Here is a 25787-nt window from a genome sequence, read left to right as displayed (position 1 = left end):
GGCTCATGACGCCCGGATAGACGAAAAATCCGAGCGTCGTGTACGGTTTAGAAACGTCGTAAATCGAGCGTCATCGGCAGCTCGTCATTAATTTCCAGAATCGGTATCGGAAGTTTCCCCGGGCTGTGTCCGATGCGGAAGAAACGCGCCATCCGTCGGCTCTCGGCCTCATTGGCATTCACCGGCAAGCTGTCGTAATTACGCCCGCCCGGATGGGCGACGTGGTACTGACACCCCCCCAGCGAGCGCTGCATCCAGGTGTCGAGCAAGTCGAACACCAACGGCGCGTGGACCGGGATGGTCGGTTGCAGGCAGTTGGCCGGTTGCCAGGCGCGGAAACGCACGCCGGCAACAAACTCGCCGACGCGGCCAGTCGGCTGCAACGGCACGGGAACACCGTTGCACGTCAGCAAATAACGCTGCGGCGCCAGGCCGGTGAGCTTGACCTGCAAGCGCTCCAGGGACGAATCCACGTAGCGCACCGTGCCGCCGACCGCGCCCTCTTCACCCAATACATGCCAAGGCTCCAACGCCTGCCGAACTTCCAGCTCGATGCCGCTGACCGCGTAATCGCCAACCTTGGGAAAACGAAATTCCAGATGCGCGGCAAACCACTCCGCCCGCACGGGATAACCGGCGGCATTGAGATCGACGATCACATCCGCGAAATCCTGCTCGATGAAGTGCGGCAACAGGAATCGGTCGTGCAGCTCAGTGCCCCAGCGCGCCAGTTTCGGCGGCGCATACGGCTCGCGCCAGAACCGCGCCACCAGCGCCCGCAGCAGCAACTGTTGCGCCAGGCTCATGCGCGCATGCGGTGGCATTTCAAAGGCGCGCAACTCGAGCAATCCAAGGCGGCCCGTGGCGCCATCCGGCGAATAGAGCTTGTCGATGCAGAACTCGGCGCGGTGCGTGTTGCCGGTCACGTCGATCAGCAAGTTACGCAGCAACCGGTCGACCAGCCACGGCGCGCACTCCTCGCCTGGTTCGGGCATCTGAGCGAAAGCAATTTCCAGTTCGTACAACGCATCGTTGCGCGCTTCATCGACACGCGGCGCCTGGGACGTCGGGCCGATGAACAATCCGGAAAACAGGTAGGACAAAGACGGGTGGTTATGCCAGTAACTGATCAGGCTGCGCAGCAGGTCGGGACGGCGTAGAAACGGTGAGTCAGCCGGCGTCGCGCCACCCAGTACGAAATGGTTGCCGCCGCCGGTGCCGGTGTGCCGGCCGTCGATCATGAATTTCTCGGTGGTCAGTCGGGTCTGGCGCGCTTCTTCGTAGAGAAACTCAGTGCGCTCGACCAGCTCATCCCACGTGGCGGACGGCTGCACATTGACCTCGATCACGCCCGGGTCGGGGGTGATGCGGAAGTTGCTCAGGCGCGGATCGCTCGGAGGCTCGTAGCCTTCCAGCAGCACCGGACAATGCAGTTCCTGCGCCGTGGCCTCGATCGCGGTGACCAGTTCCAGATAATCCTCGACCCGTTCCAGCGGCGGCATGAACAGGTACAAGCGCCCTTCCCGAGCCTCGGCGCAGAACGCGGTGCGGGTCAGCCAATCGGCGGATTCATCGACCTCCAGATCGCGCTCGAGCACTTCGGCCGGTGTACCCGGGCTGTTCAACTGCTGAGTGTCCGGAAGCGCGGGGAATTCCTGGTTGGGGTCGTTCGGGTAGATGAACGGATACTCAGCCGCTTTAACCCAGGGCTGCGAACCCAGCGGCAAGCGATAACCCAGCGGCGAATCACCCGGCACCAGCCGACAATGCTCGTCTCGCAGGTACCAGCGACCGCTTTGCCACTGATCACCCTTGGCAGTGCGCGCCAGCGGCAGGACCTGGCCGATCACCTTGTCCAGCCCCTGTCTGAAGACTTTACGCAGGCGCGCCCGCTCCAACGGCTCTTCCAGCCGTGAGTCTTCGGCGCTGACGTTCAGCGGCAACGTGCCTTCGCGCCAGAGGTAATAGAAATTGTCTTCGTAGGCCGGGAACACAAAGCGTGTCGGAATTTTCAGGCGTTCGGCGACGCTCGAGAGAAAACGCCCGGCCAGCTCGCCATCGGCGCCGTAGTCTTCCTGTTCATCGGCAATCAGCGCGCTGTTGTGCCAGATCGGCACGCCATCGCGGCGCCAATAGCAATTGAGCGACCAGCGCGGCAGTTGCTCGCCGGGGTACCACTTGCCCTGACCGAAATGCACCAGGCCTTTAGGCGCGTAGTGTCTGCGCATGCGCTGGAACAGCTCGGCGGACAGGCGACGTTTGTCAGGCCCGAGTGCAGCGGTGTTCCACTCGTCACCGTCCGGATCGTCGATGGAAACAAACGTAGGCTCGCCGCCCATGGTCAGGCGCACGTCGCCCTCCAGCAGGTCGGCATCGATCTGCCGCCCCAGCGCCTGAATCGCCAGCCACTGGTCTTCGGTGTAGGGCTTGGTGACCCGCGGCGCTTCCCAGATCCGCTCCACGGACATTTCGTGGGTGAATTCACACTCGCACGGTTCCACCAGGCCACTGATCGGTGCCGCAGAGCCCGGATCGGGGCTGCACGCCAACGGAATGTGTCCTTCACCGGCAAACAGCCCTGACGTTGCGTCCAGGCCGATCCAGCCAGCGCCTGGCAAATAGACCTCACACCAGGCGTGCAGGTCGGTGAAATCCACTTCCGTGCCCGAGGGGCCGTCGAGGCTTTTGACGTCGGCGGTCAGCTGAATCAGGTAGCCGGAGACGAAACGCGCCGCCAGCCCGAGGTTGCGCAGCAACTGCACCAGCAACCACGCCGAGTCGCGGCAGGAACCGGAAGCATGTTCAAGGGTGTGTTCGGGTGTTTGCACCCCCGGCTCCATGCGGATCAGGTAGCCGATGTCCTCGCTCAGGCGCTGATTGAGCGCCACCAGGAAATCGACGCTCGGCAGCGGCGTGCGGTCGATGCCGTCCAGATAGGCCTTGAACTTCGGCGTCAGCGGCAGGGTTTCCAGGTACGGCGCCAGTTCCTTGCGCTCGTCCGCGGCGTAGGTGAACGGGATCTTTTCCGCGTAGGGCTCGAGGAAGAAGTCGAACGGATTGAAGACCGCCATTTCCGCCAGCAGATCGACCTCGATGCGCAGCTCAGCGGTTTTCTCCGGGAACACCAACCGCGCCAGGTAATTGCCCTGGGGGTCCTGCTGCCAGTTGATGAAATGCTGCTCGGGGGTGACTTTCAGCGCATAGGACAGAATCCGCGTGCGACTGTGGGCGGCCGGGCGCAGGCGAACGATTTGCGGACCGAGCTCGACGGCGCGGTCGTAGCGGTAATGCGTGACGTGGTGCAATGCGACATGAATCGACACGGCGTGCCTCCTGCGAGCCTTAAGCGTATTGGGAAAGCGCGCAAGACTTATGCCATCCAGCGGTGCTGGCGCTTTCTTCGGTTGCTTGAGGCAGTACAGCACCAAAATCGGGCGATGCGGGAAATTGGTTGGAAGGAGTTGCACGGAAATGTTGCGGCCGGGGGCTGTCAGGCAGAATTTGCTGTAGCTGTAACGGCCTCTTCGCGGGTTCGTCCTGGGGACCCGGCGCTCAGTGGCCCAGAAACGCAAAACGCCAACCCGAAGGTTGGCGTTCTGTTCAGCTCCAGCGAGGCTTAGCGCGGTACAACCGGCTTACGCGCAGGCTTGGGCCCTTTGCCTTTGGCCGCATCCTTGCGCTCCTTGGCCGCCTGCTGGTTGCGGGCGAATGCCGCCGCCTTGGCCTGTTCACGCTTGTCCCACGGATTGCCGCCATCGCTGGCACGCGGTGGCAGGCCTGTGTGCTGGGTCAGGATCTTGGTGGTCTTTTCCCCAGCCACTTTATGGCTGCCGGCCGGCGTCGAGTTCTTGCGCCGGGCACTCTGGTAGCTGTCGGTCGCCGGCTGATGCAGCGGGATCAACTGGTTCTTGCCCGGCCCGATCAGGTCGGCGCGGCCCATGCGGGTCAGCGCTTCACGCAGCATCGGCCAGCCTTTCGGGTCGTGATAACGCAAGAACGCCTTGTGCAGGCGACGCTGCTCTTCGCTCTTGACGATGGTCACGGCGTCACTTTTGTAAGTGACTTTGCGCAGCGGGTTCTTGCCCGAATGGTACATCGCGGTGGCGGTGGCCATCGGCGACGGGTAGAACGCCTGCACCTGGTCGGCACGGAAGCCGTTGCCCCTGAGCCAAAGGGCCAGGTTCATCATGTCTTCATCGGTGGTGCCCGGGTGGGCGGCGATGAAGTAAGGAATCAGGTACTGCTCTTTCCCGGCTTCCTTGGAGTACTTCTCGAACATGCGCTTGAACTTGTCATAGCTGCCGATGCCCGGTTTCATCATCTGGTTGAGCGGACCTTCCTCGGTGTGTTCCGGGGCGATCTTCAGGTAACCACCGACGTGGTGAGTCACCAGTTCTTTGACGTATTCCGGCGACTCGACCGCGAGGTCATAGCGCAGGCCGGACGCGATCAGGATCTTCTTCACACCCGGCAAGGCACGGGCACTGCGATAGAGCTGGATCAGCGACGAGTGGTCGGTGTTCAGGTTCGGGCAGATGCCAGGGAACACGCACGACGGCTTGCGGCACGCGGATTCGATTTCCGGGCTCTTGCAGGCAATGCGGTACATGTTCGCGGTCGGGCCGCCGAGGTCGGAAATGACGCCGGTGAAGCCTGGGACCTTGTCGCGGATCTCTTCGATTTCGCGAATGATCGACTCTTCGGAACGGTTCTGGATGATCCGGCCTTCGTGCTCGGTGATCGAGCAGAAGGTGCAGCCACCGAAGCAACCACGCATGATGTTCACCGAGAAGCGGATCATGTCGTAGGCCGGGATTTTTTCCTTGCCATACGCCGGGTGCGGAATGCGCGCATAGGGCATGCCGAACACGTAGTCCATTTCTTCGGTGGTCATCGGAATCGGCGGCGGGTTGAACCAGACGTCGACTTCGCCGTGCTTCTGCACCAGCGCACGGGCGTTGCCCGGGTTGGTTTCCAGGTGAAGCACGCGGTTGGCGTGGGCGTACAGAACCGCGTCGCCACGGACTTTCTCGACCGAGGGCAGACGAATCACGGTTTTGTCGCGGGTCATTTTCGGGCTGGCCAGGATCTGTACGACCTTGGCTTCGCTCGGATCCTCGACCGGCCCCTTTTCCTGCTCGATGGCGCAGGCTTGGGTGTCCTGGGTGTTCACGTAGGGGTTGATGATCTTGTCGACCTTGCCCGGACGGTCGATACGCGTGGAGTCAACTTCGTACCAGTCTTTCGGCGTGTCACGACGGATGAACGCGGTGCCGCGCACATCGGTGATGTCTTCGATCTTGTGACCATAGGACAGACGCTGAGCGACCTCGACAATTGCACGCTCGGCGTTGCCGTAAAGCAGGATGTCGGCGCAGGCGTCGATCAGGATCGAGTTGCGCACCCGGTCCTGCCAGTAATCGTAGTGGGCGATGCGGCGCAGGGAAGCTTCGATGCCACCAAGCACGATTGGCACGTGATTGTAGGCTTCCTTGCAGCGCTGGCTGTAAACCAGGCTCGCGCGGTCCGGACGTTTGCCCGCCAGGCCACCCGGGGTGTAGGCGTCATCGGAGCGGATTTTCTTGTCGGCGGTGTAGCGGTTGATCATCGAATCCATGTTGCCGGCCGCGACACCGAAGAACAGGTTCGGCTCGCCGAGCTTCATGAAGTCGTCTTTGGACTGCCAGTTTGGCTGGGCAATGATCCCGACGCGAAAGCCTTGCGACTCCAGCAGCCGGCCGATGATTGCCATGCCAAAAGACGGGTGATCGACGTAGGCATCACCGGTGACGATGATGATGTCGCAGGAATCCCAGCCAAGCTGATCCATCTCCTCCCTGCTCATCGGCAGGAATGGCGCCGGGCCGAAACATTCGGCCCAGTACTTGGGATAGTCAAATAACGGCTTGGCTGTTTGCATGACGATGACCGGTGTTGAGATGAAAAATCGCGGGCGCGGAATATAGCACAAAAAATAACCAATTCCGACGGCTATGGTCGGAAATTGCGGCGCCCGTTTCGCGCAAAGATCCAGAGGCCAGGCGCAACCCTTGTGGCGAGGGAGCTTGCTCCCGCTGGGCAGCGAAGCGACCCCAAAACCTTCGACCGAACTTTTCCAGACGGACCGCATTCCTCAGCTTTGCGACTGCTGCGCAGCCGAGCGGGAGCAAGCTCCCTCGCCACAGGCAAGCGTCCTGCCTGGGCGTTACTCGTCGTCGAAGTTGTAGCTGCCCGGCGCGAGGTTTTCGAAGCGGGTGTATTTACCGATGAACGCCAGCCGCGACGTGCCGATCGGGCCGTTTCGCTGCTTGCCGATGATAATCTCGGCGATGCCTTTGTGCTCGGTCTCCGGGTGATAAACCTCGTCCCGGTACACGAACATGATGACGTCAGCATCCTGCTCGATCGCTCCGGATTCCCGGAGGTCGGAGTTGATCGGGCGCTTGTTCGGGCGTTGCTCCAGGGAGCGGTTGAGCTGGGACAACGCCACCACCGGGCAGTTGAATTCCTTGGCCAAGGCTTTCAAGGAGCGGGAGATTTCGGAAATCTCGTTGGTCCGATTGTCGCCGCCGGAACCTGGAATCTGCATCAATTGCAGGTAGTCGATCATGATCAAGGCAACATCGCCGTGCTCGCGCACCAGACGCCGGGTCCGCGCACGCATTTCCGACGGGCTGATACCGGCCGTATCGTCGATGAACAACTTGCGATCATTCAGCAGATTGACCGCCGACGTCAGACGCGGCCAATCGTCGTCGTCCAGGCGACCGGCACGGACCTTGGTCTGGTCGATACGGCCCAGGGACGACAACATACGCATGATCAGCGATTCGCCTGGCATCTCGAGCGAGTAAACCAAAACGCACTTGTCACTGCGCAACACGGCGTTTTCCACCAGGTTCATCGCAAAGGTGGTTTTACCCATGGACGGACGGCCGGCGACGATGATCAGGTCAGACGGTTGCAGGCCGCTGGTCATCCCGTCGAGGTCGGTGTAGCCGGTGGACAGGCCGGTGATGGCGTTGTCGGTGTTGAACAAGGTGTCGATGCGGTCGATGGCCTTGGTCAGCAGGTCATTCACGCTCACCGGGCCGCCGGTTTTCGGCCGCGCCTCGGCGATCTGAAAGATCTGCCGTTCGGCTTCGTCGAGGATCTCTTCAGCCGTGCGCCCTTCCGGGTTGAAGGCACTGTCGGCAATTTCGGAAGCAATGCCGATCAGCTGTCGCAAGGTCGCCCGCGCACGGACGATCTGCGCATAGGCTTTGATGTTGGCGACGGACGGCGTGTTTTTCGCCAGTTCACCCAGGTAACCGAGGCCACCGACCTGCGAGGTCTGACCTTCCTTGTCCAATTGCTCGGCAAGGGTCACGACGTCGATGGGGGAGTTCTGGTCGGCGAGCTTGGCGATCGCACGGAAGATCAAGCGGTGGTCATGCCGATAGAAATCGCCGTCCGACACTTGATCCAACACGCGTTCCCAGGCGTTGTTGTCCAGCATCAAACCACCGAGCACGGCCTGTTCGGCCTCGATGGAATGCGGCGGCACCTTCAGGGCAGCGGTTTGCAGATCGTATTGCTCGGGAGCGGAGATATCGTTCATGGCCACTTGGAATTAGGAATTTCAGAAAAACAAAAGGCACGACCTGTAAACAGGATCGTGCCCGATGTTAACCGTCTGACGGGCAAGCCGCCAGCCGATCAAGTGCTGCTTAAGCTGCTACCACGACAACGCGTACGGTGGCTTCAACTTCGGCGTGCAGGTGCACGGCTACGTCGAATTCGCCTACGTTGCGGATGGTGCCGTTCGGCAGACGAACTTCGCTTTTTGCCACTTCAACGCCAGAGGCGGTCAGTGCATCAGCGATGTCGTGAGTACCGATCGAACCGAACAGCTTGCCTTCGTCACCAGCGGTGGCAGTGATAGTCACTTCCAGCTCAGCCAGTTGGGCGGCACGGCTTTCAGCCGACGTTTTACGGTCTGCTGCGGCTTTTTCCAGCTCAGCGCGACGCTCTTCGAACGCAGCCAGGTTGGCAGCGGTCGCAGCGGTCGCTTTGCCGTAAGGCAGCAGGTAGTTACGACCGTAACCAGCCTTAACGTTTACTTTGTCACCCAGGTTGCCCAGGTTGGTGACTTTTTCCAGAAGGATCAGTTGCATGTGAAAATCCTCTTAACTTTTAACCTTCACCGTTCGCGCTATCGGCATCTTTCGGTGCCGAACGACCGCGAAAATCAATCAGGCTGTCGACGATGGCCAAGACCACCAGCAACGGATAGATCAGCTGCATGAACAGCAACAGCGTGACGTACAACCCCACCAGCCAGAACCTGGCCAGTCGCTTTTGCGCCACCAGCCCGTGAATCAGGGCCAGCCCGGCGAACACCAGCGGTACGCTGCACAACGGCGTCAACATGGCCATCTGCGGACCGATGTTCGGCCCCAGAAGCATGAACGCCAGCAGCAACATCGCTGGTAAAAGCGGGAATCGGATGGCGCGAAACTCGCGACCAAAACCACCCGGGTTGTACAACAACGCCTGCCAGTAGCGCCCGACAATCAGGCTCAGCACACTGACGATTTGCAACAAGGCCGCAATCAGGCCAGTCAGGACCGGTGCAATCAGGGACGCAAAATGCGCTTGCTCGTCTACCGACAACTTCTGGTAGACATCACCGAGTAGCGACGGCATGACTTTTATCAAAGCCTGCGCCAGCATCTCGATTTGGGGAGCAAAAACTGTCCCCAGCACCACTGCAAACACCACTCCCATCGCTATGCTGACCAGCAGCACGCGGTTCCAGGATTCGCTTGCGCGCAAAACCAACGCAAGGCTCGAAGACCCCAGCAGCACCAGAAGTGCCCGTGGGTCATCGGAGTAAAGCCACCAGATCAACGCTGGCAGCAGTCCCAGAGAAAGTACGCCAACGGCGTCCTTCAATCCGCGCCGCAGGAGCACAAGGCATCCAGCGGCAGCACCCAACCAATACAACAACGGCAATATTGCGCATCCAGCCACTACCAGAGTGGCCTGCATACGGCCGCGCATGATGAACTCAGCTAAGGCGCGCATGCATTCAATCCTTTGCTACGTGTCGACTGCCCGGTCTCAGCGGCCGTGGCTGTCGGTGTAGGCCAGCAGGGCCAGGAAGCGGGCGCGCTTGATAGCGGTGGCCAGCTGACGCTGATAACGAGCTTTGGTACCGGTGATGCGGCTTGGAACGATTTTGCCGGTCTCGGATACGTAGGCTTTCAGAGTGTTGAGATCTTTGTAATCGATCTCTTTCACGTCTTCAGCGGTGAAGCGGCAGAATTTACGACGACGGAAGAAACGTGCCATTTGATAGGCTCCTTAAAAGGTCCGTGGATTACTCGTCAGCGTTATCGCTGTTGTCGCTGTCATCACTATCAGCGCTATCAGCGCCTTCGTGCTCAGGACGGTCGCGACGCTCACGGCGCTCACTGCGGTTTTCTTCAGCCTTGAGCATCTCGGATTGGCCGGTAACGGCTTCTTCGCGACGGATGACCAGGTTACGGATCACTGCATCGTTGTAGCGGAAGTTGTCTTCCAGCTCGGCCAGGGCCTTGCCAGTGCACTCAACGTTCAGCATCACGTAGTGAGCCTTGTGAACATTGTTGATTGCGTAGGCCAGTTGACGACGGCCCCAATCTTCCAGACGGTGGATTTTGCCGCCGTCTTCTTCGATCAGCTTGGTGTAACGCTCAACCATGCCGCCGACTTGCTCGCTTTGATCCGGGTGGACCAAAAAGATGATTTCGTAATGACGCATGAATGCTCCTTACGGGTTGTAGCCTGCCGTTCAAAAACGGTCAGACAAGGAGTGAATGACACTTATGGACTTGCTTGCGATAGACACATCAGTGCCTGCCGTCACAGCAAGGGGCGCAATTGTAGAGAAGGGACAGGAGAGGCGCAAGGCAATTGGTGATTATTTGAACAGTTCGTTCGCACCGCGATTTTTTGCCCTGACACAAACCACTGTGGGAGCGAGCCTGCCCGCAAAGGGGGTCTGACATTCAACATTGATGCTGAATGTTACTCCGCTTTCGCGAGCAGGCTCGCCCCCACAGGGATTACAACTGGCTTAAGACTTTTTGCCGCCCGTTGCAGCTTTGACGCTGCGCTGGCGCTGGGCCTCGAACAGGCAAACACCGGTCGCCACGGACACGTTGAGACTGCTGACGCTGCCAGTCATTGGCAAATGCACCAGATAGTCGCAAAGATCGCGAGTCAGGCGACGCATGCCGCTGCCTTCAGCGCCCATGATCAGGATGGTCGGACCGGTCATGTCTTGCTGATACAGACTCTGCTCAGCCTCGCCCGCCGTACCGACAACCCACAAGCCACGTTGCTTGAGTTTTTCCAGGGTGCGCGCCAGGTTGGTCACGGCGACCAACGGAATCACTTCCGCCGCACCACAAGCCACCTTCCGTACCGTCGGGGTCAGGGTGGCTGACTTGTCCTTCGGTACGATCACCGCCAGCGCACCGGCCGCATCGGCCGAACGCAGGCAAGCGCCAAGATTGTGCGGATCGGTCACGCCGTCGAGCACCAGCAGCAGCGGTGCGCCTTCGGTGCGATCAAGCAGCTCGTCGAGCATCGCCTCGCCCCAGACCTGGCTCGGGCTCACATCCGCCACGACGCCCTGGTGCACGCCCTCAACCCAGGCATCCAGCTCACGGCGCTCGGCATTGCCGACGGCTACGCGATTTTCCGCAGCCAGTTCGATCAGCGTTTGAACGCGCGGATCATTGCGGCCTTCAGCCAGCCAGATCTGCTTGACGCGTTTCGGGTGGTGACGCAGCAACGCTTCTACAGCGTGCACGCCGTAGATCTTTTCCAAATGACTCATGACTTGGCCTTAGGTTTACGCGCCCCGCCGCTTTTGGCTGGGGCCGAACCCGCTTTCGGCGGGCCTTTACGGTGTTTGCTTGGCTTGCTGCCGGGGGCCTTGTCAGGCGCCGACCGTCCGGTCTTTCCCCCAGACGCCGCTTTACCGCCGCTTTTCGCTTCAGACAGCAACGCCTGCTTCAGTTCACGACTTTTACGCAGCTCGGCATTTTTCGCCGCAGCATCGCTTGGGCGATAGGCTTCGACAGCCTTTTCCTTGGCAGGACGGCGACCGGTTTTAGCCGGGGCCGGTTCTGCAGCGGTTTTGGCCGTTGTCTTGGCGGCCGGCTCGGTCTTTTCGGTCCCGCGTTTCTTGCGGCCGATCGGCGCGCTGATGGTTTTTTCAGCCATCTCGAAGTCGATCTTGCGTTCGTCGAGGTCAACGCGCATCACGCGCACTTCAACGGTGTCGCCAAGGCGGAAGCTGCGACCGGTACGTTCACCGGCGAGGCGGTGGTGCACAGGGTCGAAGTGGTAGTAATCACCCGGCAGCGCAGTGACGTGCACCAGGCCTTCGACGTAGATGTCGGTCAGCTCGACGAACAGTCCAAAACCGGTCACGGCGGTAATCACACCCGGGAACGATTCGCCAACGCGGTCCTTCATGAACTCGCATTTGAGCCAGTTCACTACGTCGCGGGTCGCTTCGTCGGCACGGCGCTCGCTCATCGAGCACTGCTCGCCGAGCTGTTCCAGCGCCGCTTCGTCGTACGGATAGATGCGCGCTTTCGGAATGGTCATCGCGCCGGCACGACGAACGTGCGGCGTGTCCTGCTTGGAATGGATGACGCTGCGGATTGCCCGGTGCGTGAGCAAGTCCGGGTAGCGGCGGATCGGCGAGGTGAAGTGGGTATAGGCTTCGTAATTCAGGCCGAAGTGGCCCTGGTTATCGGCGCTGTACACCGCTTGGCTCAACGAGCGCAGCATGACGGTCTGGATCAGGTGGAAATCCGGACGGTCCTTGATGCTCGCCAGCAACGCCTGGTAATCCTTCGGCGATGGGCCGTCCTTGCCTTTGTGCAGGGACAAACCGAGCTCGCCGAGGAAGGCGCGCAGTTTTTCCAGACGCTCCGGTGGCGGGCCGTTGTGAACGCGATACAGCGCAGGGATTTCGTGCTTCTTGAGGAATTCAGCCGTGGCCACGTTGGCCGCCAGCATGCATTCCTCGATCAGCTTGTGCGCATCGTTGCGAACGGTCGGACGGATTTCGGCAATCTTGCGCTCGGTCCCGAAGATGATCCGGGTTTCCTGAGTTTCGAAATCGATCGCGCCACGCACGTGACGAGCGCCGAGCAGCACTTTGTACAGTGCGTAAAGCTGCTTTAGGTGCGGCAGAACATCGTTGTACTCGCCGCGAAGCTGACGCGCCTCGGTGATTTTTGGCGTTTCCAGCATCGCGCTGACCTTGTTGTAGGTCAGGCGGGCGTGGGAGTGAATGACCGCCTCATAGAAGCAGTAGTCGGTCATCTCGCCGGATTTGGAGATGGTCATCTCGCAAACCATGGCCAGGCGATCGACGTGCGGGTTCAGCGAGCACAGACCGTTGGACAGTTGCTCGGGCAACATCGGCACGACGCGCTCGGGGAAGTACACCGAATTGCCGCGAACCTGGGATTCGTTGTCCAGGGCCGAACCAATCTTCACGTAGCTGGAGACGTCGGCGATCGCCACGTACAACTTCCAGCCACCGGAGAACAGGCGCAGCTTGCCTGGCTTGGCTTCGCAGTAAACCGCGTCATCGAAATCGCGCGCGTCTTCACCGTCGATGGTCACGAACGGCAGATGACGCAGGTCGATGCGCTTCTCTTTGTCTTTCTCTTCGACTTCAGGCTTGAGCTTGGCGGCTTCTTTCAAGACCGCTTCAGGCCAGACATGCGGGATATCGTACGCGCGGAGGGCGACATCGATTTCCATGCCCGGCGCCATGTAGTTGCCCACGACTTCGACCACGTCGCCTTGCGGCTGGAAGCGTGGCGTCGGCCAGTGAGTGATCTTCACTTCGACGAATTGACCGATCTGCGCGTTGGCATTGCGACCCGGGGTGACCAGCACTTCTTGCTGGATCTTCGGATTGTCCGCCACCACGAAGCCGATACCGCCCTCTTCGAAGTAACGACCGACGATGGTTTCGTGGGCACGGGACACCACTTCGACGATCATGCCTTCGCGGCGACCGCGACGGTCAAGGCCGGAAACACGGGCCAGCGCACGGTCCCCATCGAACACCAGGCGCATTTGCGCCGGGCTCATGAACAGGTCGTCGCTGCCGTCGTCCGGGACCAGGAAGCCGAAGCCGTCACGGTGGCCGCTGATGCGACCGAGGATCAGGTCGAGCTTGTCCACCGGCGCATAGGTACCGCGACGGGTATAGATGAGTTGAGCATCGCGCTCCATGGCGCGCAGGCGACGACGCAGGGCTTCGATCTGGTCTTCTGTGGTCAGACCAAACTCTTCCACCAGCTGCTCGCGGTTAGCAGGCGAACCCCGATCAGCAAGGTGCTGAAGGATCAGTTCGCGGCTAGGAATAGGGTTGTCATATTTTTCCGCTTCACGAGCGGCCTCGGGATCGAGGGACTGCCAATCGGCCATTAGAGAGTTTTCACCTTGTCTATATGCGGGTTAGTTTGGCATAGGCGTAATGAAACGGGAAATTTCAGACTGCGACAGCCCATCTAAAGCCTTATATCGACAGCGCAAAGCTGATTTAAATGCCGTCGGTAAAATTTTCCAGGTTTTTTTGATGCCAGGGGTTTACAGTTAAAAAGACGCTCCGTATAGTGCGCGCCATCGACGACGCACTAGCGTTGCCGATACTGCCCAGATGGTGAAATTGGTAGACACGCCAGCTTCAGGTGCTGGTGACCGCAAGGTCGTGGAAGTTCGAGTCTTCTTCTGGGCACCAATTTAGAGCTTGAGATTAGATCAATTTCAAGGCTCACACAAAAACCCGCGAAAGCGGGTTTTTTGCATTCTAAACATCTGATTTATTAAATCTAAATCAGGGGTTTACAGATCAAAACGCTCTCCGTATAGTGCGCCACATCAACAGCGGCGACGCTGAAGATTATGCCCAGATGGTGAAATTGGTAGACACGCCAGCTTCAGGTGCTGGTGACCGCAAGGTCGTGGAAGTTCGAGTCTTCTTCTGGGCACCAATTCAAATTCAAGGTCACGATCTTGAATTTCACAGAAACCCGCGAAAGCGGGTTTTTGCGTTTCTGGCATTCAAAAATTTCAAGTATTACTCCTCCTGTGGCGAGGGAGCTTGCTCCCGCTGGGGTGCGAAGCAGCCCTCTTCAATCTTCCTGGCGGCACCTTATTGTCAGATTTTCGACTGCTTCGCAGCCGAACGGGACGGTGCGACGATTCGACAAGCTCCCTCGCCACATCGATCGCAACCCCTCTAGCAAAACCCTCTGCGCCCCGCAAGGCGCACTTGAGAACCAATATCGTTTATCATTGTTTCAAGTTTTTGCAATGCGACAGTGAGGAACCCTGCGAATGATGTTTCGAAATACCCTGCGCCGAGGCCTGACCTTCACCCTGCTCGGCCTGGCTCTCGCCACTCCCCTCACCCAGGCTGCTGATCCAGTTTCCCTGACCCTCTACAACGGCCAACACAAGGAAGTCGGCGACGCCATCGCCAAAGCCTTCGAGGCCAAAACCGGCATTCACGTCAACGTGCGCAAAGGCAGCAGCAACCAGCTCGCCAGCCAGGTCATCGAAGAAGGTGATCGCTCCCCCGCCGATGTGATCTACACCGAAGAATCGCCACCGCTGAACAAGCTCGGCGAACAAGGCCTGCTGGCCCAGACCGATGCCGCCACCCTTGCCGTTCTGCCAAAAGACTACGTCGCGGGCAATGGCACCTGGATCGGCATCACCGCCCGGGTCCGTGTGGTCGCCTTCAACCCGAAACTGATCGATGAAAAAGACCTGCCCAAGTCGGTGATGGAATTCTCCGATCCGAAATGGCAAGGCAAGGTCGGTTTCGTACCCACCAGCGGCGCGTTCCAGGAACAGGCCGTGGCAATCATCAAAGTCCACGGCATGGACGCAGCGGAAGAATGGCTGACCGGCCTGCGCGCGTTCGGCAAGACTTACAGCAACAATATGGTGGCGCTGAAGGCGGTGGAAAACGGTGAAGTCGCCACCGTATTGGTGAACAACTATTACTGGTTCGCCTTGCAGCGCGAAAAAGGCCAGCTCGATTCGAAACTGCATTACTTCACCGGCGGCGATGTCGGCGGGCTGATCACCGTTTCCAGCGCTGCCGTGTTGAAATCCAGCAAACATCCAACAGAAGCCCAGCAATTCCTCGCCTACATGGCCAGTGAAGAAGGCCAGCGCGCGATCACTCAGACCACCGCCGAATACCCACTGCACAAAGGCATGGAATCGGATCGCGGCCTCAAGCCGTTCAGCGAACTGGAGGCGCCGAAAGTCACCCCGGCCGATCTCGGCAACGCCGAAGAAGCTCTGGACCTGGAACGTGATGTTGGCTTGAACTGATGAGCGCATCGTTATCCGCCCCCGCCTCGCGCGGGGGTTACGTGCCACGGCGCAAGCGGCCGTCAATCTGGCTGTTGCTGCCGGTTTTGCTGTTGGTGCTGCTCAGCCTTTTACCGCTGGTGTATGTCGGGCTCAAGACCTGGCAGGCCGGCTGGGCCGAGGCGCTGCATTTGCTGTGGCGGCCCTATGTGTTCGGGCTGCTGCGCAATACGTTGGCGCTGATGATCGGTGTGACGGTTGCTTGCGGCGTGATCGGCTTATCCCTTGCCTGGCTGCTGGAACGCAGCAATCTGCCGGGACGGCGCTTGTGGGGCGTGATCCTGTGCTTGCCGTTCGCCGTGCCGGCGTTCGTCAGCAGTTTTACCTGGGTATCCCTGAGCGCGCATTTCGAAGGCCTGGGCGGGGCGATCCTGGTGATGACCCTGTCGAAGTACCCACTGATCTTTCTGCCCGTCGCAGCGACCTTGCGCAATCTCGATCCGTCCCTGGAGGAGTCTGCCCGCACCCTGGGACAGAATCGCTGGGGCGTATTTTTCAGGATTACCCTCCCCCTGCTGTGGCCGTCGCTGCTTGCCGGCTCGCTGTTGATCGCCCTGCACATGCTGGTGGAGTTCGGCGCCCTGTCGATCATCGGCCTGCAAACCTTTACCACCGCGATCTATCAGCAGTTCGAACTGGAATTCAGCAACGCCAACGCGGCGATGCTGTCGGCGGTGCTTCTGGCGCTTTGCCTGGTGTTGTTGTGGCTTGAGTTGCGAGTACGCGGCAAAGGCCGGCACGTGCGCACCGGCCAGGGCGCAGCGCGGCAGGCAGAACAGGTTCGACTGGGGTCGTGGACGTTCGCCGGACAGGTTTACTGCCTGGCATTGGCAATTATCGGCAGCGGCACTCCGCTGGGGATGCTTGCGTATTGGCTGGCGGTAGGTTCGTCGGCGGCATTCCCAGTGGCAGCGATCAGCGAGGCGCTGCTATCGTCCCTGGCGCTGTCGCTGGGTGGTGCCGCGCTGTGCCTGGTGCTGGCGGTGCCGGTGGGACTGCTGGTGGTGCGGCACAAAGGCCGACTGGCGATCTGGGCCGAGCGCTTGCCGTATCTGCTCCACGCGCTGCCAGGCTTGGTGATTGCGCTGACGCTGGTGTATTTCGCCCTGCATTACGTGCCGGTGCTGTACCAGACTTCGGCACTGCTGCTGATCGCTTATGCGCTGCTGTTTTTGCCCTTGGCGCAGGCGCCGATTCGCACGGCGCTGAACAAGGCGGCGCCGCAACTGGAAGAGGCGGCACGCACGCTGGGGGCGTCGTCTTTCAGCGCGTTTTGCCGGGTGACGCTGCCGATCATCTTTCCAGCGCTGGGTGCAGCGTTTGCGCTGGTGTTTCTGGATGCGATGAAGGAACTGACGGCGACGTTGCTGTTGAGTCCGACCGGGCTCAATACGTTGGGGACGGAGGTATGGGCGCATACCTCGAATGTGGAGTTTGCGGCGGCGGCGCCTTATGCGGCGTTGTTGATCTTGGTGTCGGGGTTGCCGGTCTATCTTCTTACGACGCGAATGTATCTGAGCCGCTGAAGCCGCTATCGCGGGCAAGCCCGCTCCCACAATGTTCTTCAGTGAGCACACAATGTGTGTGCGACAGAAATCACTGTGGGAGCGGGCTTGCCCGCGATAGCGTCAGACCCGCCAATACAAATTTAAGCCCGGAACTGCCCCAGGCTCGCCTTCAGTTGCGCCGCCAACCCATCCAGCACCTTGCCGCTGGCCGTGGTTTCCACCACCGCCTGAGCCGCTTTCTCAGCCTGTGCATGAATGGTCTCGACCCGACCCCGCACCGCTTGCGCACCCTGCGCCTGATGCGCCGCTGCTTGCGTCGCCAGCCCAATCGCCGCATGCACCTGCTCGACCGATGCCTGCACCGACTGCTGCAGCCTTGCGCTGTCACGCAATACCAGCAAACCTTCATTGGCCTGACGCCCGGCCTGGCCGATCGCTGCCACCGCTTCACGCGCACCTTGCTGCAAGGCCACGATGTGCGCCTGGATGTCGCCGGTGGAACTTTGGGTCTTGCTCGCCAACGCCCGGACTTCGTCCGCCACCACCGCAAAGCCACGACCGGTTTCGCCGGCACGCGCCGCTTCGATGGCGGCGTTCAGTGCCAGCAGGTTGGTTTGCTCGGCGATCCCGTGAATAACGGTCAGCACCACCTCAATCTGCTCGCTCTGCTGCGCCAGACGCTCAATGACTTTCGATCCGGTGTCGACCTGCCCGGCCAATGCCTCGATCAGGCTGCCGACTTTCGCCGAAGTGCGGGTGTTCTCATCAGTGGCCGAACGAATGTCCACCACCTGCTGCAACGCAGCCTGCATGGCGTGGCTTTCCGATTGGGCTTCATCCGCCATCTGCGACAACGCACGCAGGCTCTCAGCCACTTCATCGCGCTGCATGCCCGCCGCCGCATCGGCTCCGGCATTGCGCAGGGTCATGGCGCCGATTTCCACGCCGGTTCGCTGAGCGACATCGCCTGCTTCGCGCACGATTGGCTGCAACTTATCCACAAAGCGGTTGACCGCCGAGGCCATGTCGCCAATTTCGTCCTTGCTGTTGATCTGCACACGCTTGGTCAGGTCGCCCTCGCCTGCCGCCAGATCATCCATGGCGCTGATCAACATCTTCAAGCGATTGACCACGCGACGGCCCAGCACCACCGCAAGCAACAGCAACACACCGCAACCGACCAGCGCCAGGAACATCCCGATGCGCCAGCGCAATGTCGACGCTGCTTCCTGCACGGTGCTGGTGGTGTTGGCTTTCATTTCAGAAGCCGTGGCCTGCGCAGAAGTCAGGCGCGCACGCATCGCCGTGGCACTGTCGGCAGCCGCGCCTTTGAGGCTGTCGCCGACCAGTTGATCACCGCTGGCAATCAGCGCCGCAAAACGTTTATCCAGGGCCGCCAGATCGGTTTCCACCGAGGCGGTCGAGACGCCCATCAAGACCTTGCCGATTTCCACGCCGTTAGGGTTGATCGAGGCTTCGAGGTAGTAGACCGACGGATCGTTCTTCGCCGCGTCCAGCACCTTGTCCAGCGCACGCTCGCCCTGGCCTTTCTCCAGCAGCGCCTTGTTGATCGGGTTTTCGCGGTTGAGGTAGCGCGTCAGGTGCTGACCCGTCGCGTCGTCATAGACCACGAACAGTACGTTTGGATTGCGCTGGGCCCGGCGGGCGAATTCGGACAGGGTTGGAACGTCGCTGTCCCACATGGCACGCGGAGCGACCGAGGCCAGCAGTTGCGCCATGTCGTTGGCCGAATCCTTGAGATCCTTTTCCAACGTCGCACGCAGTTGCACCTGCTCGTCTTTCAATCGCGTAGACAGGCCGGCGGTGAGTCGCTGGCGGGTACTGGTGGAGAGATTGTCCAGGCTCGAGGTGACTTCACGCCCCGCCTGCTCAAGTTCGCCAGACAGTTTTTGACTGTCGGCACCCAGGCGAGCAGCCAAATCGGCTTCAAGCGCAGTCACCGTGCTCCGAGTCAGGGCAACAGCCACCAGCACCTGCACCAAAAGGGCGATACCAAGGGTAACGAACACAGGCCGCAACAAACGGCTTTGTAACAATGAGAGAACGGCCGACACTTGGAATCCCTCTGCTTTGGCGCCATTAAATTGATGGCGCACTGGAAGCGATGCTTTTATTCAACATCACAGCAAAGGTCATGCCGTCCGGCAGACAGAAACGACAAAGGGTCCAATGAAGGACCCTTTGTGTTTTACATCAACGACTTATTAAGCGAACGGGTGACGCAAAACGATGGTTTCGTTGCGGTCCGGGCCCGTCGAAATAATGTCAATCGGCGCACCGATCAGCGCTTCGACGCGTTTGATGTAGGCGCGCGCGTTGGCTGGCAACTCTTCCAGGGTTTTGGCACCCACGGTCGACTCGGTCCAGCCCGGAACTTCTTCGTACACAGGCTGCAGGCCCACGTAGCTGTCAGCGTCAGTCGGGGCAACAGCGTTACCTTCGGCATCTTTGTAGCCGACGCAGATGTTGATGGTTTCCAGACCGTCGAGTACGTCCAGCTTGGTCAGGCAGATGCCCGAGATGCTGTTCACGTCGATAGCGCGACGCAGGATAACGGCGTCGAACCAGCCACAACGACGGGCACGGCCGGTAGTCGCACCGAACTCGTGACCTTGTTTGGCCAGGTGCGCACCGACTTCGTCGAAGAGTTCAGTCGGGAAAGGACCCGAACCTACCCGAGTGGTGTAAGCCTTGGTGATGCCCAGAATGTAGTCCAAGAACATCGGACCAACACCCGAACCGGTAGCGACGCCACCAGCGGTGGTGTTAGAGCTGGTCACGTACGGGTAGGTACCGTGGTCGATGTCCAGCAACGAACCTTGGGCGCCTTCAAACATGATGTCTTTGCCGGCGCGACGCAGGTCGTGCAGCTCGGCCGTCACGTCCAGCATCAGCGGCTTGAGCAGCTCAGCGTATTCTTTGCATTCAGCCAGGGTCTTTTCGAACTCGATGGCCGGCTCTTTGTAGTAACCCACCAGCATGAAGTTGTGGTAATCCACCAGTTCACGCAGCTTTTCTTCAAAGCGCGGCATGTTTAGCAGGTCGCCAACACGCAGGCCACGACGCGCAACCTTGTCTTCGTAGGCCGGGCCGATGCCGCGACCGGTCGTACCGATCTTCAGCTCGCCACGGGCCTTTTCACGAGCCTGGTCCAACGCAACGTGGAAGGACAGGATCAGCGGGCAGGACGGGCTGATACGCAGGCGCTCACGCACCGGTACGCCTTTCTCTTCCAGCTTGATGATTTCCCGCAGCAGAGCGTCGGGTGCAACCACCACGCCGTTGCCGATCAGGCACTGCACGCCTTCGCGCAGCACGCCCGACGGAATCAGGTGCAAGACGGTTTTTTCGCCGTCGATCACCAAGGTGTGACCCGCGTTGTGGCCACCCTGATAGCGCACTACGGCGGCAGCATGTTCGGTCAGCAGATCAACGATCTTGCCTTTGCCCTCATCACCCCATTGGGTGCCCAGGACTACGACATTCTTACCCATAACACTTGTCCTCATTCGCGCAAACTTGGTGCCGGCCGCAGCCGACAGGAAAACTCAAGAAGCCAGTGGCGATACTTGCCAAAGCCCGTTCTGCTGAATCAATTGCCGGTCGCAGTCCGCTTCACGGGCGGCGGCCAAAGGTTGTCCAGGCAACGCCTGAACGACACGCTGACCCTCACTGCGCAACTGGCAAACCTGCTGCCAGAGTGCCGCATCCGTACTGTCAGGCATCCAGATACCGCCAGACGGTAGCTCGATCTCAGCACGCCCCAGGGTCACCAGGGTTTTCAAATCGGTGGAGAAGCCGGTTGCCGGACGAGCGCGACCGAAGTCGGCGCCGATGTCGTCGTAACGACCGCCCTGGGCAATGGACTGGCCAACACCCGGTACAAACACAGCGAACACCACACCGGTGTGGTAGTGGTAGCCACGCAACTCGCCCAGGTCGAAGTAAAGCGGCAATTCCGGGAAACGCGTGGACAGACGCTCGGCAATCGCCAGCAAATCGTCCAGCGCCGCCAGAACCGGCGCCGGCGCATGCGCCAGGCGCTCGCGGGCAGCGCTCAATACTTCGCGACCGCCACACAGATCGACCAACGCACGCAGCATGCCCGACAGATCGGCAGGCAAGCCTTTGGTCAAGGTAATGACCTCGTCGATGGCCTTGCGTTGCAATGCATCGAACAACTGTTGTTCAACTTCACCGGACAGACCGGCTGCACGGGCCAGGCCGCGGTAGATGCCGACATGACCGAGGTCCATGTGCACATCCGGCACATCGGCCAGTTGCAGCATGGCCAGCATCAGGCTGATGACTTCCACGTCGCTGCTCGGGCTGGCATCGCCGTACAACTCGGCGCCCAGCTGGATCGGGCTGCGCGAGGACGACAAGGCGCGCGGCTGGGCATGCAGTACGCTGCCGGCATAGCACAGGCGGCTCGGGCCTTCGCGACGCAGGGTGTGCGCATCGATGCGCGCCACTTGCGGCGTGATGTCGGCACGGAAACCCATCTGCCGGCCCGATTGCGGGTCGATGACCTTGAAGGTACGCAGATCGAGGTCCGAGCCCGCGCCGGTCAGCAGGGATTCCAGGTACTCGATATGGGGAGTCACGACAAACTCGTAACCCCAGCTCTGGAACAGATCCAACACCTGACGACGCGCGACTTCAATGCGCGCCGCCTCTGGTGGCAGTACTTCTTCGATGCCATCTGGCAGCAGCCAGCGGTCTACCGTTGCCATTACGCCATTCCCCTATGATCCGGGCGGCCAGCCGTTGGGCAAGCCTTGAGTGAAGCAGAAAATGGTCGGCTCATGTGCAAACCACGCGCATAAACAACGTGGCGAAAAGCCTGAAACCGGCTTCGCCAACCACTTTCCTCGAAAAACCTGTCGAGTCATTCAACTCGGGCGCCCGCTTAAAAACAGCAATCAAACGTGCAGACGCAAAAAAGCCGGGAATTTCCCGGCTGCCGCATCATACACACGTTTTCCCAAAGGATCACCCCGCCCGAGGCTTTAGCCGCCAGGCGGGGGATGATTCAGGTCAACGTCGTATCAAGGCTTGGCTTTTTCCAGGTAACGGAAGAAGTCGCTGCTTGGGTCCAGGACCATGACGTCGGATTTGTTCGCGAAGCTTTCACGGTAGGCGCGCAGGCTACGGTAGAAACCGTAGAACTCCTGATCCTGGCCGTAGGCCTTGGAGTAGATCGCAGCGGCCTGGGCATCACCGTCACCGCGAACCTCTTCAGATTCACGATAGGCTTCAGCCAGCAGCACGCGGCGTTGACGATCGGCGTCGGCACGGATGCCTTCTGCCAGCTCGTTACCCTTGGCGCGGTGCTCGCGAGCTTCACGCTCACGCTCGGAGCTCATGCGCTCGAACACACTGCGGTTCACTTCCTTCGGCAGGTCGATGGCCTTGACCCGGACATCGACCACTTCGATACCCAGCTCTTTTTCCGCCATCTTGTTCAGCGAGGCGGTGATGTCGGACATCAGCGCATCACGTTCACCGGAAACCACTTCGTGCAGCGTGCGCTTACCGAACTGGTCACGCAGGCCCGATTCCAGACGCCGGGACAGGCGCTCGTCGGCAATCTGCTTGAGGCCGGAGGTTGCGGTGTAGTAACGCTCAGCGTCCTTCACGCGCCACTTGGCGTAGGCATCGACCATCACGGCTTTCTTTTCCAGCGTCAGGAAGCGTTGCGTCGGTGCATCGAGCGTCATCAGGCGTGCGTCGAATTTGCGCACCTGGTTAACGTAAGGCACTTTCACATGCAGGCCCGGCTGAACATCGGTCTGGACCACACGACCGAACTGCAGCAGCACCGCACGCTCGGTCTGAGCCACGATGTAGAAGCAGTTCCAGGCAGCGATGGCCACGACGACGCCGACAATAAGGGCGATCAGCGATTTATTGCTCATCAGCGACTCTCCCTGGTACGTGCTTGCTGTTGCTGCAGATCAGCTGCCGCACGCGCATTCGCTTCATTGCTGGTGGCTGCCGCACCGGTCACCGGAGTGCTGGGGTTGCGACCACTTTCGACCATCTTGTCCAGCGGCAAGTACAGCAGATTGCTCTGGCCATTCTTGTTGCCGGTCACGAGCACCTTGCTGGTGTTGGTGAAGACTTCCTGCATGGTGTCCAGGTACAGACGCTCACGGGTCACTTCAGGGGCCTTGCGGTACTCGCTCACCAGTTTGGTGAAGCGATCGGCCTCACCCTTGGCGCGCGAGACGGTTTCGTCACGGTAGCCGTTGGCATCCTCGAGGATACGCTGGGCCTGACCACGGGCTTCCGGCACGACGCCGTTGGCGTAGGTTTCGGCCTGGTTGCGCGAACGCTGCTCGTCTTCACGGGCGCGGATCACGTCATCGAAGGCTTCCTGCACTTCACGCGGTGCCGCTGCGCTCTGTACGTTCACCTGAGTGACGGTGATACCGGTGCGATAGGTATCCATGAAGCGTTGCAGACGCTCCTTGATCTCGCTGGCCATCAACTCACGACCTTCGGTCAGCACCTGGTCCATCGCGGTGGAACCCACCACATGGCGCAAGGCACTTTCGGTCGCGTGCTGCAGGCTGATTTCCGGCTGATCGACGCTCAGGACGAAGTCCTGCAGGTTGCTGATCTTGTACTGCACGGTCAGCGGCACTTCGACGATGTTCTCGTCTTCAGTGAGCATTTGACCCTGCTTGGTATAGGCACGCTCACGCGTGACGTTTTCCAGGTATTTGCGATCGATCGGCGGGAAATAGATGTTCAGGCCCGGGCCGACGGTTTCGTAGTACTTGCCGAAGCGCAGCACCACGGCTTGCTCCTGCTCGTCGACTACGTAGACCGCGCTGTACAGCCACACGGCCGCCAACACGACCAGGCCGATGCCGAGCAGGCCGCCGAAGCCGCCACTCTTGCCCGAACCACCGCCGTCATCACCGCGTTTCTTACCACCACCGAACAACCCGTTCAGGCTTTCCTGCAGCTTTCGGAAGGCCTCGTCGAGATCCGGTGGTCCCTTGCGGTCGCCGTTATTGCGGCGCTTGCCACCCCAAGGATCCTGATTATTCGAGTTGCCACCCGGCTCATTCCAAGCCATAGCGCTCTCCATCTGATAAAGCAAAGACGCACCCACGGCGCGCCGACCAATGCTACAGAATGCCTGTCACCACGGCACAACCGCTTTCTCAGGCTTTTATTGCAAAGTGTGTTGCTCGATGAACTCCGTCGGCACTACGCCTTCACGGCTGACCAGCCGATTGAGCTCCGAACGCGGCAATCGAACGGCCAGCAAGCTGACACCTTCTTCGTCGTGCTCTTCTTTCTGCACCGCTCCGAGTTCGAAGAACTGCGCACGCAGTCGAGCGAATCGCTGCGGCAGGCGCAAGGTACCGATAAACAACTCACTGCCCAGCAACTCGGCAATGGCTTGTTCAAGCAATTCCAGACCACTGCCATCACGCGCCGAAAGCCAGACCCGTTGAGGCTTGCCGTTTTCGTCGCGCTGGATTTGTGGCTCAACGCCTTCAAGCAAATCGAGTTTGTTATAGACCTCGAGGATCGGCAAGTCCTGGGCACCAATCTCGCCCAGCACCACCATCACCTGCTCGATCTGCAACATGCGATCCGGTTCGGCCGCATCGATCACGTGCAACAGCAGGTCCGAGTTGCTCGACTCTTCGAGGGTAGACCGAAATGCCTCGACCAGCTTGTGGGGCAAGTGGCGAATGAAACCCACAGTGTCAGCCAGGACAATCGGCCCCAGGTCGTCCAGTTCCAGACGGCGCAAGGTCGGGTCCAGCGTGGCAAACAACTGGTCCGCCGCGTACACGTCGGATTTCGTCACATTATTGAAGAGCGTGGATTTACCGGCGTTGGTATACCCCACCAGCGACACGGTAGGGATATCCGCACGCATACGGCCACGTCGCGACTGTTCGCGCTGGCTGCGCACTTTTTCCAGCCGGCCCTTGATCTGTCGCAGGCGAACCCGCAGCAAGCGACGGTCGGTCTCAAGCTGGGTTTCACCCGGGCCACGCATGCCGATACCGCCACCTTGACGCTCAAGGTGAGTCCAGCCACGAACCAGCCGGGTGCTCATGTGGTCAAGCTGGGCCAGTTCTACCTGGAGCTTGCCTTCATGGGTACGGGCGCGCTGGGCGAAAATATCGAGAATCAGACCGGTGCGGTCGATCACGCGACACTCGAAAACACGTTCGAGGTTACGTTCCTGACTGGGCGTGAGGATGTGATTGAAGATCACCAGATCTGCCTTCTCGGCATGGACCAGGTCGCGAAGTTCCTCGACCTTGCCGCTGCCAATCAGGAATTTGGCGGTTGGCCGATGACGCGGCACGTTAAAAAACGCAACGGTCTCGGCGCCAGCCGAATTAGCCAACTCCTGAAACTCCTGCGGATCTTCGCGCGCCTCAGGGTCCTGTCCATCCAAGTGAACGAGGATTACTCGCTCACCACCACCGTGGCGCTCAAAGAACAAAGGAGACTCCTATCAGGCGTTACCTGGCTCAGCGTCACCTGCTTCGGATTCGGTTGCGCTAGGCAGACGAATTGGACGAACCGGCACCACTGTAGAGATAGCGTGTTTGTAAACCATCTGGCTGACGGTGTTCTTCAGCAGGATAACGAACTGGTCGAAAGACTCGATCGTGCCTTGCAGTTTGATCCCGTTCACCAGGTAGATGGACACCCCAACTTTCTCTTTACGTAAAGTATTCAAGTAAGGGTCTTGTAGCGAATGCCCTTTTGACATGTGCCGCACTCCTTTAAGGATTCAATATAAAAAAT

At 60.0% G+C, this 25787-nt stretch carries 18 protein-coding genes and 2 tRNA genes; 4 read left to right on the top strand and 16 right to left on the bottom strand.

Annotation, left to right across the window (positions count from 1 at the left end):
- Positions 1–47: 47 nt before the first annotated feature.
- The 9 genes from ACA075_RS02695 to rnr form a co-directional block, all read right to left on the bottom strand.
- Complete coding sequence (locus ACA075_RS02695) at positions 48–3323, bottom strand: transglutaminase family protein (protein ID WP_497297174.1); 3276 nt, start codon at positions 3321–3323, stop codon at positions 48–50.
- Positions 3324–3616: 293 nt separating this feature from the next.
- On the bottom strand, positions 3617–5920 hold the full coding sequence (locus tag ACA075_RS02690) for a YgiQ family radical SAM protein (RefSeq protein WP_497297173.1): 2304 nt from the start codon (positions 5918–5920) through the stop codon (positions 3617–3619).
- Between the two features lie 285 nt (positions 5921–6205).
- Complete coding sequence (gene dnaB, locus ACA075_RS02685; RefSeq protein ID WP_045061826.1) at positions 6206–7600, bottom strand: replicative DNA helicase; 1395 nt, start codon at positions 7598–7600, stop codon at positions 6206–6208.
- A gap of 109 nt (positions 7601–7709) precedes the next feature.
- Complete coding sequence (gene rplI, locus ACA075_RS02680; protein WP_003197251.1) at positions 7710–8156, bottom strand: 50S ribosomal protein L9; 447 nt, start codon at positions 8154–8156, stop codon at positions 7710–7712.
- A gap of 19 nt (positions 8157–8175) precedes the next feature.
- Complete coding sequence (locus ACA075_RS02675; RefSeq protein WP_497297172.1) at positions 8176–9069, bottom strand: hypothetical protein; 894 nt, start codon at positions 9067–9069, stop codon at positions 8176–8178.
- Positions 9070–9105: 36 nt separating this feature from the next.
- Entirely contained in the window at positions 9106–9336 is a 231-nt protein-coding gene (rpsR, locus tag ACA075_RS02670) for a 30S ribosomal protein S18 (RefSeq protein WP_002551829.1), read from the bottom strand.
- Between the two features lie 28 nt (positions 9337–9364).
- Positions 9365–9787, bottom strand: coding sequence for a 30S ribosomal protein S6 (rpsF, locus tag ACA075_RS02665; protein ID WP_003236224.1), 423 nt, complete (start codon positions 9785–9787; stop codon positions 9365–9367).
- A 315-nt stretch (positions 9788–10102) separates the two neighbouring features.
- Positions 10103–10870 (bottom strand): 23S rRNA (guanosine(2251)-2'-O)-methyltransferase RlmB, encoded by a 768-nt coding sequence (gene rlmB, locus ACA075_RS02660; protein WP_497297171.1) that lies wholly within the window; start codon positions 10868–10870, stop codon positions 10103–10105.
- On the bottom strand, positions 10867–13497 hold the full coding sequence (gene rnr, locus ACA075_RS02655; RefSeq protein WP_497297169.1) for a ribonuclease R: 2631 nt from the start codon (positions 13495–13497) through the stop codon (positions 10867–10869). The genes rlmB and rnr overlap by 4 nt, the downstream gene beginning before the upstream one ends.
- Positions 13498–13723: 226 nt before the next feature.
- Here rnr and ACA075_RS02650 point away from each other — a divergent pair.
- The 4 genes from ACA075_RS02650 to ACA075_RS02635 all read left to right on the top strand — a co-directional run bounded on the left by ACA075_RS02650 (position 13724) and on the right by ACA075_RS02635 (position 16985).
- Positions 13724–13810: transfer RNA gene (locus tag ACA075_RS02650), tRNA-Leu, on the top strand.
- Between the two features lie 166 nt (positions 13811–13976).
- Positions 13977–14063 (top strand) — tRNA-Leu (locus ACA075_RS02645).
- Positions 14064–14409: 346 nt separating this feature from the next.
- Entirely contained in the window at positions 14410–15420 is a 1011-nt protein-coding gene (locus ACA075_RS02640) for an extracellular solute-binding protein (protein WP_497297168.1), read from the top strand.
- Complete coding sequence (locus tag ACA075_RS02635) at positions 15420–16985, top strand: ABC transporter permease (protein ID WP_497297167.1); 1566 nt, start codon at positions 15420–15422, stop codon at positions 16983–16985. Before ACA075_RS02640 ends, ACA075_RS02635 begins: the two co-directional genes overlap by 1 nt.
- Positions 16986–17107: 122 nt before the next feature.
- Here ACA075_RS02635 and ACA075_RS02630 read toward each other — a convergent pair whose 3' ends face one another.
- From ACA075_RS02630 to hfq, 7 genes are all read right to left on the bottom strand, one after another.
- Positions 17108–19042, bottom strand: a complete 1935-nt coding sequence (locus ACA075_RS02630) for a methyl-accepting chemotaxis protein (RefSeq protein WP_497297166.1) — start codon at positions 19040–19042, stop codon at positions 17108–17110.
- A 150-nt stretch (positions 19043–19192) separates the two neighbouring features.
- On the bottom strand, positions 19193–20482 hold the full coding sequence (locus ACA075_RS02625; RefSeq protein WP_497297165.1) for an adenylosuccinate synthase: 1290 nt from the start codon (positions 20480–20482) through the stop codon (positions 19193–19195).
- 54 nt (positions 20483–20536) lie between these two features.
- Positions 20537–21724, bottom strand: coding sequence for an ATP phosphoribosyltransferase regulatory subunit (locus tag ACA075_RS02620; protein WP_497297164.1), 1188 nt, complete (start codon positions 21722–21724; stop codon positions 20537–20539).
- Between the two features lie 315 nt (positions 21725–22039).
- Complete coding sequence (gene hflC, locus ACA075_RS02615; RefSeq protein WP_497297163.1) at positions 22040–22909, bottom strand: protease modulator HflC; 870 nt, start codon at positions 22907–22909, stop codon at positions 22040–22042.
- A complete protein-coding gene (hflK, locus tag ACA075_RS02610) occupies positions 22909–24081 on the bottom strand; it encodes an FtsH protease activity modulator HflK (RefSeq protein WP_497297162.1) in 1173 nt (390 codons plus the stop codon). The genes hflC and hflK overlap by 1 nt, the downstream gene beginning before the upstream one ends.
- A gap of 96 nt (positions 24082–24177) precedes the next feature.
- Positions 24178–25479 (bottom strand): ribosome rescue GTPase HflX, encoded by a 1302-nt coding sequence (gene hflX, locus ACA075_RS02605; RefSeq protein ID WP_033055543.1) that lies wholly within the window; start codon positions 25477–25479, stop codon positions 24178–24180.
- 12 nt (positions 25480–25491) lie between these two features.
- Positions 25492–25752 (bottom strand): RNA chaperone Hfq, encoded by a 261-nt coding sequence (gene hfq / locus ACA075_RS02600; protein WP_007902656.1) that lies wholly within the window; start codon positions 25750–25752, stop codon positions 25492–25494.
- Positions 25753–25787 lie beyond the last annotated feature (35 nt).

Source organism: Pseudomonas sp. LBUM1663, assembly GCF_059695905.1.
Note: the sequence above shows the minus strand (reverse complement) of the source record. Positions and strands in the feature narration are given on the sequence as shown.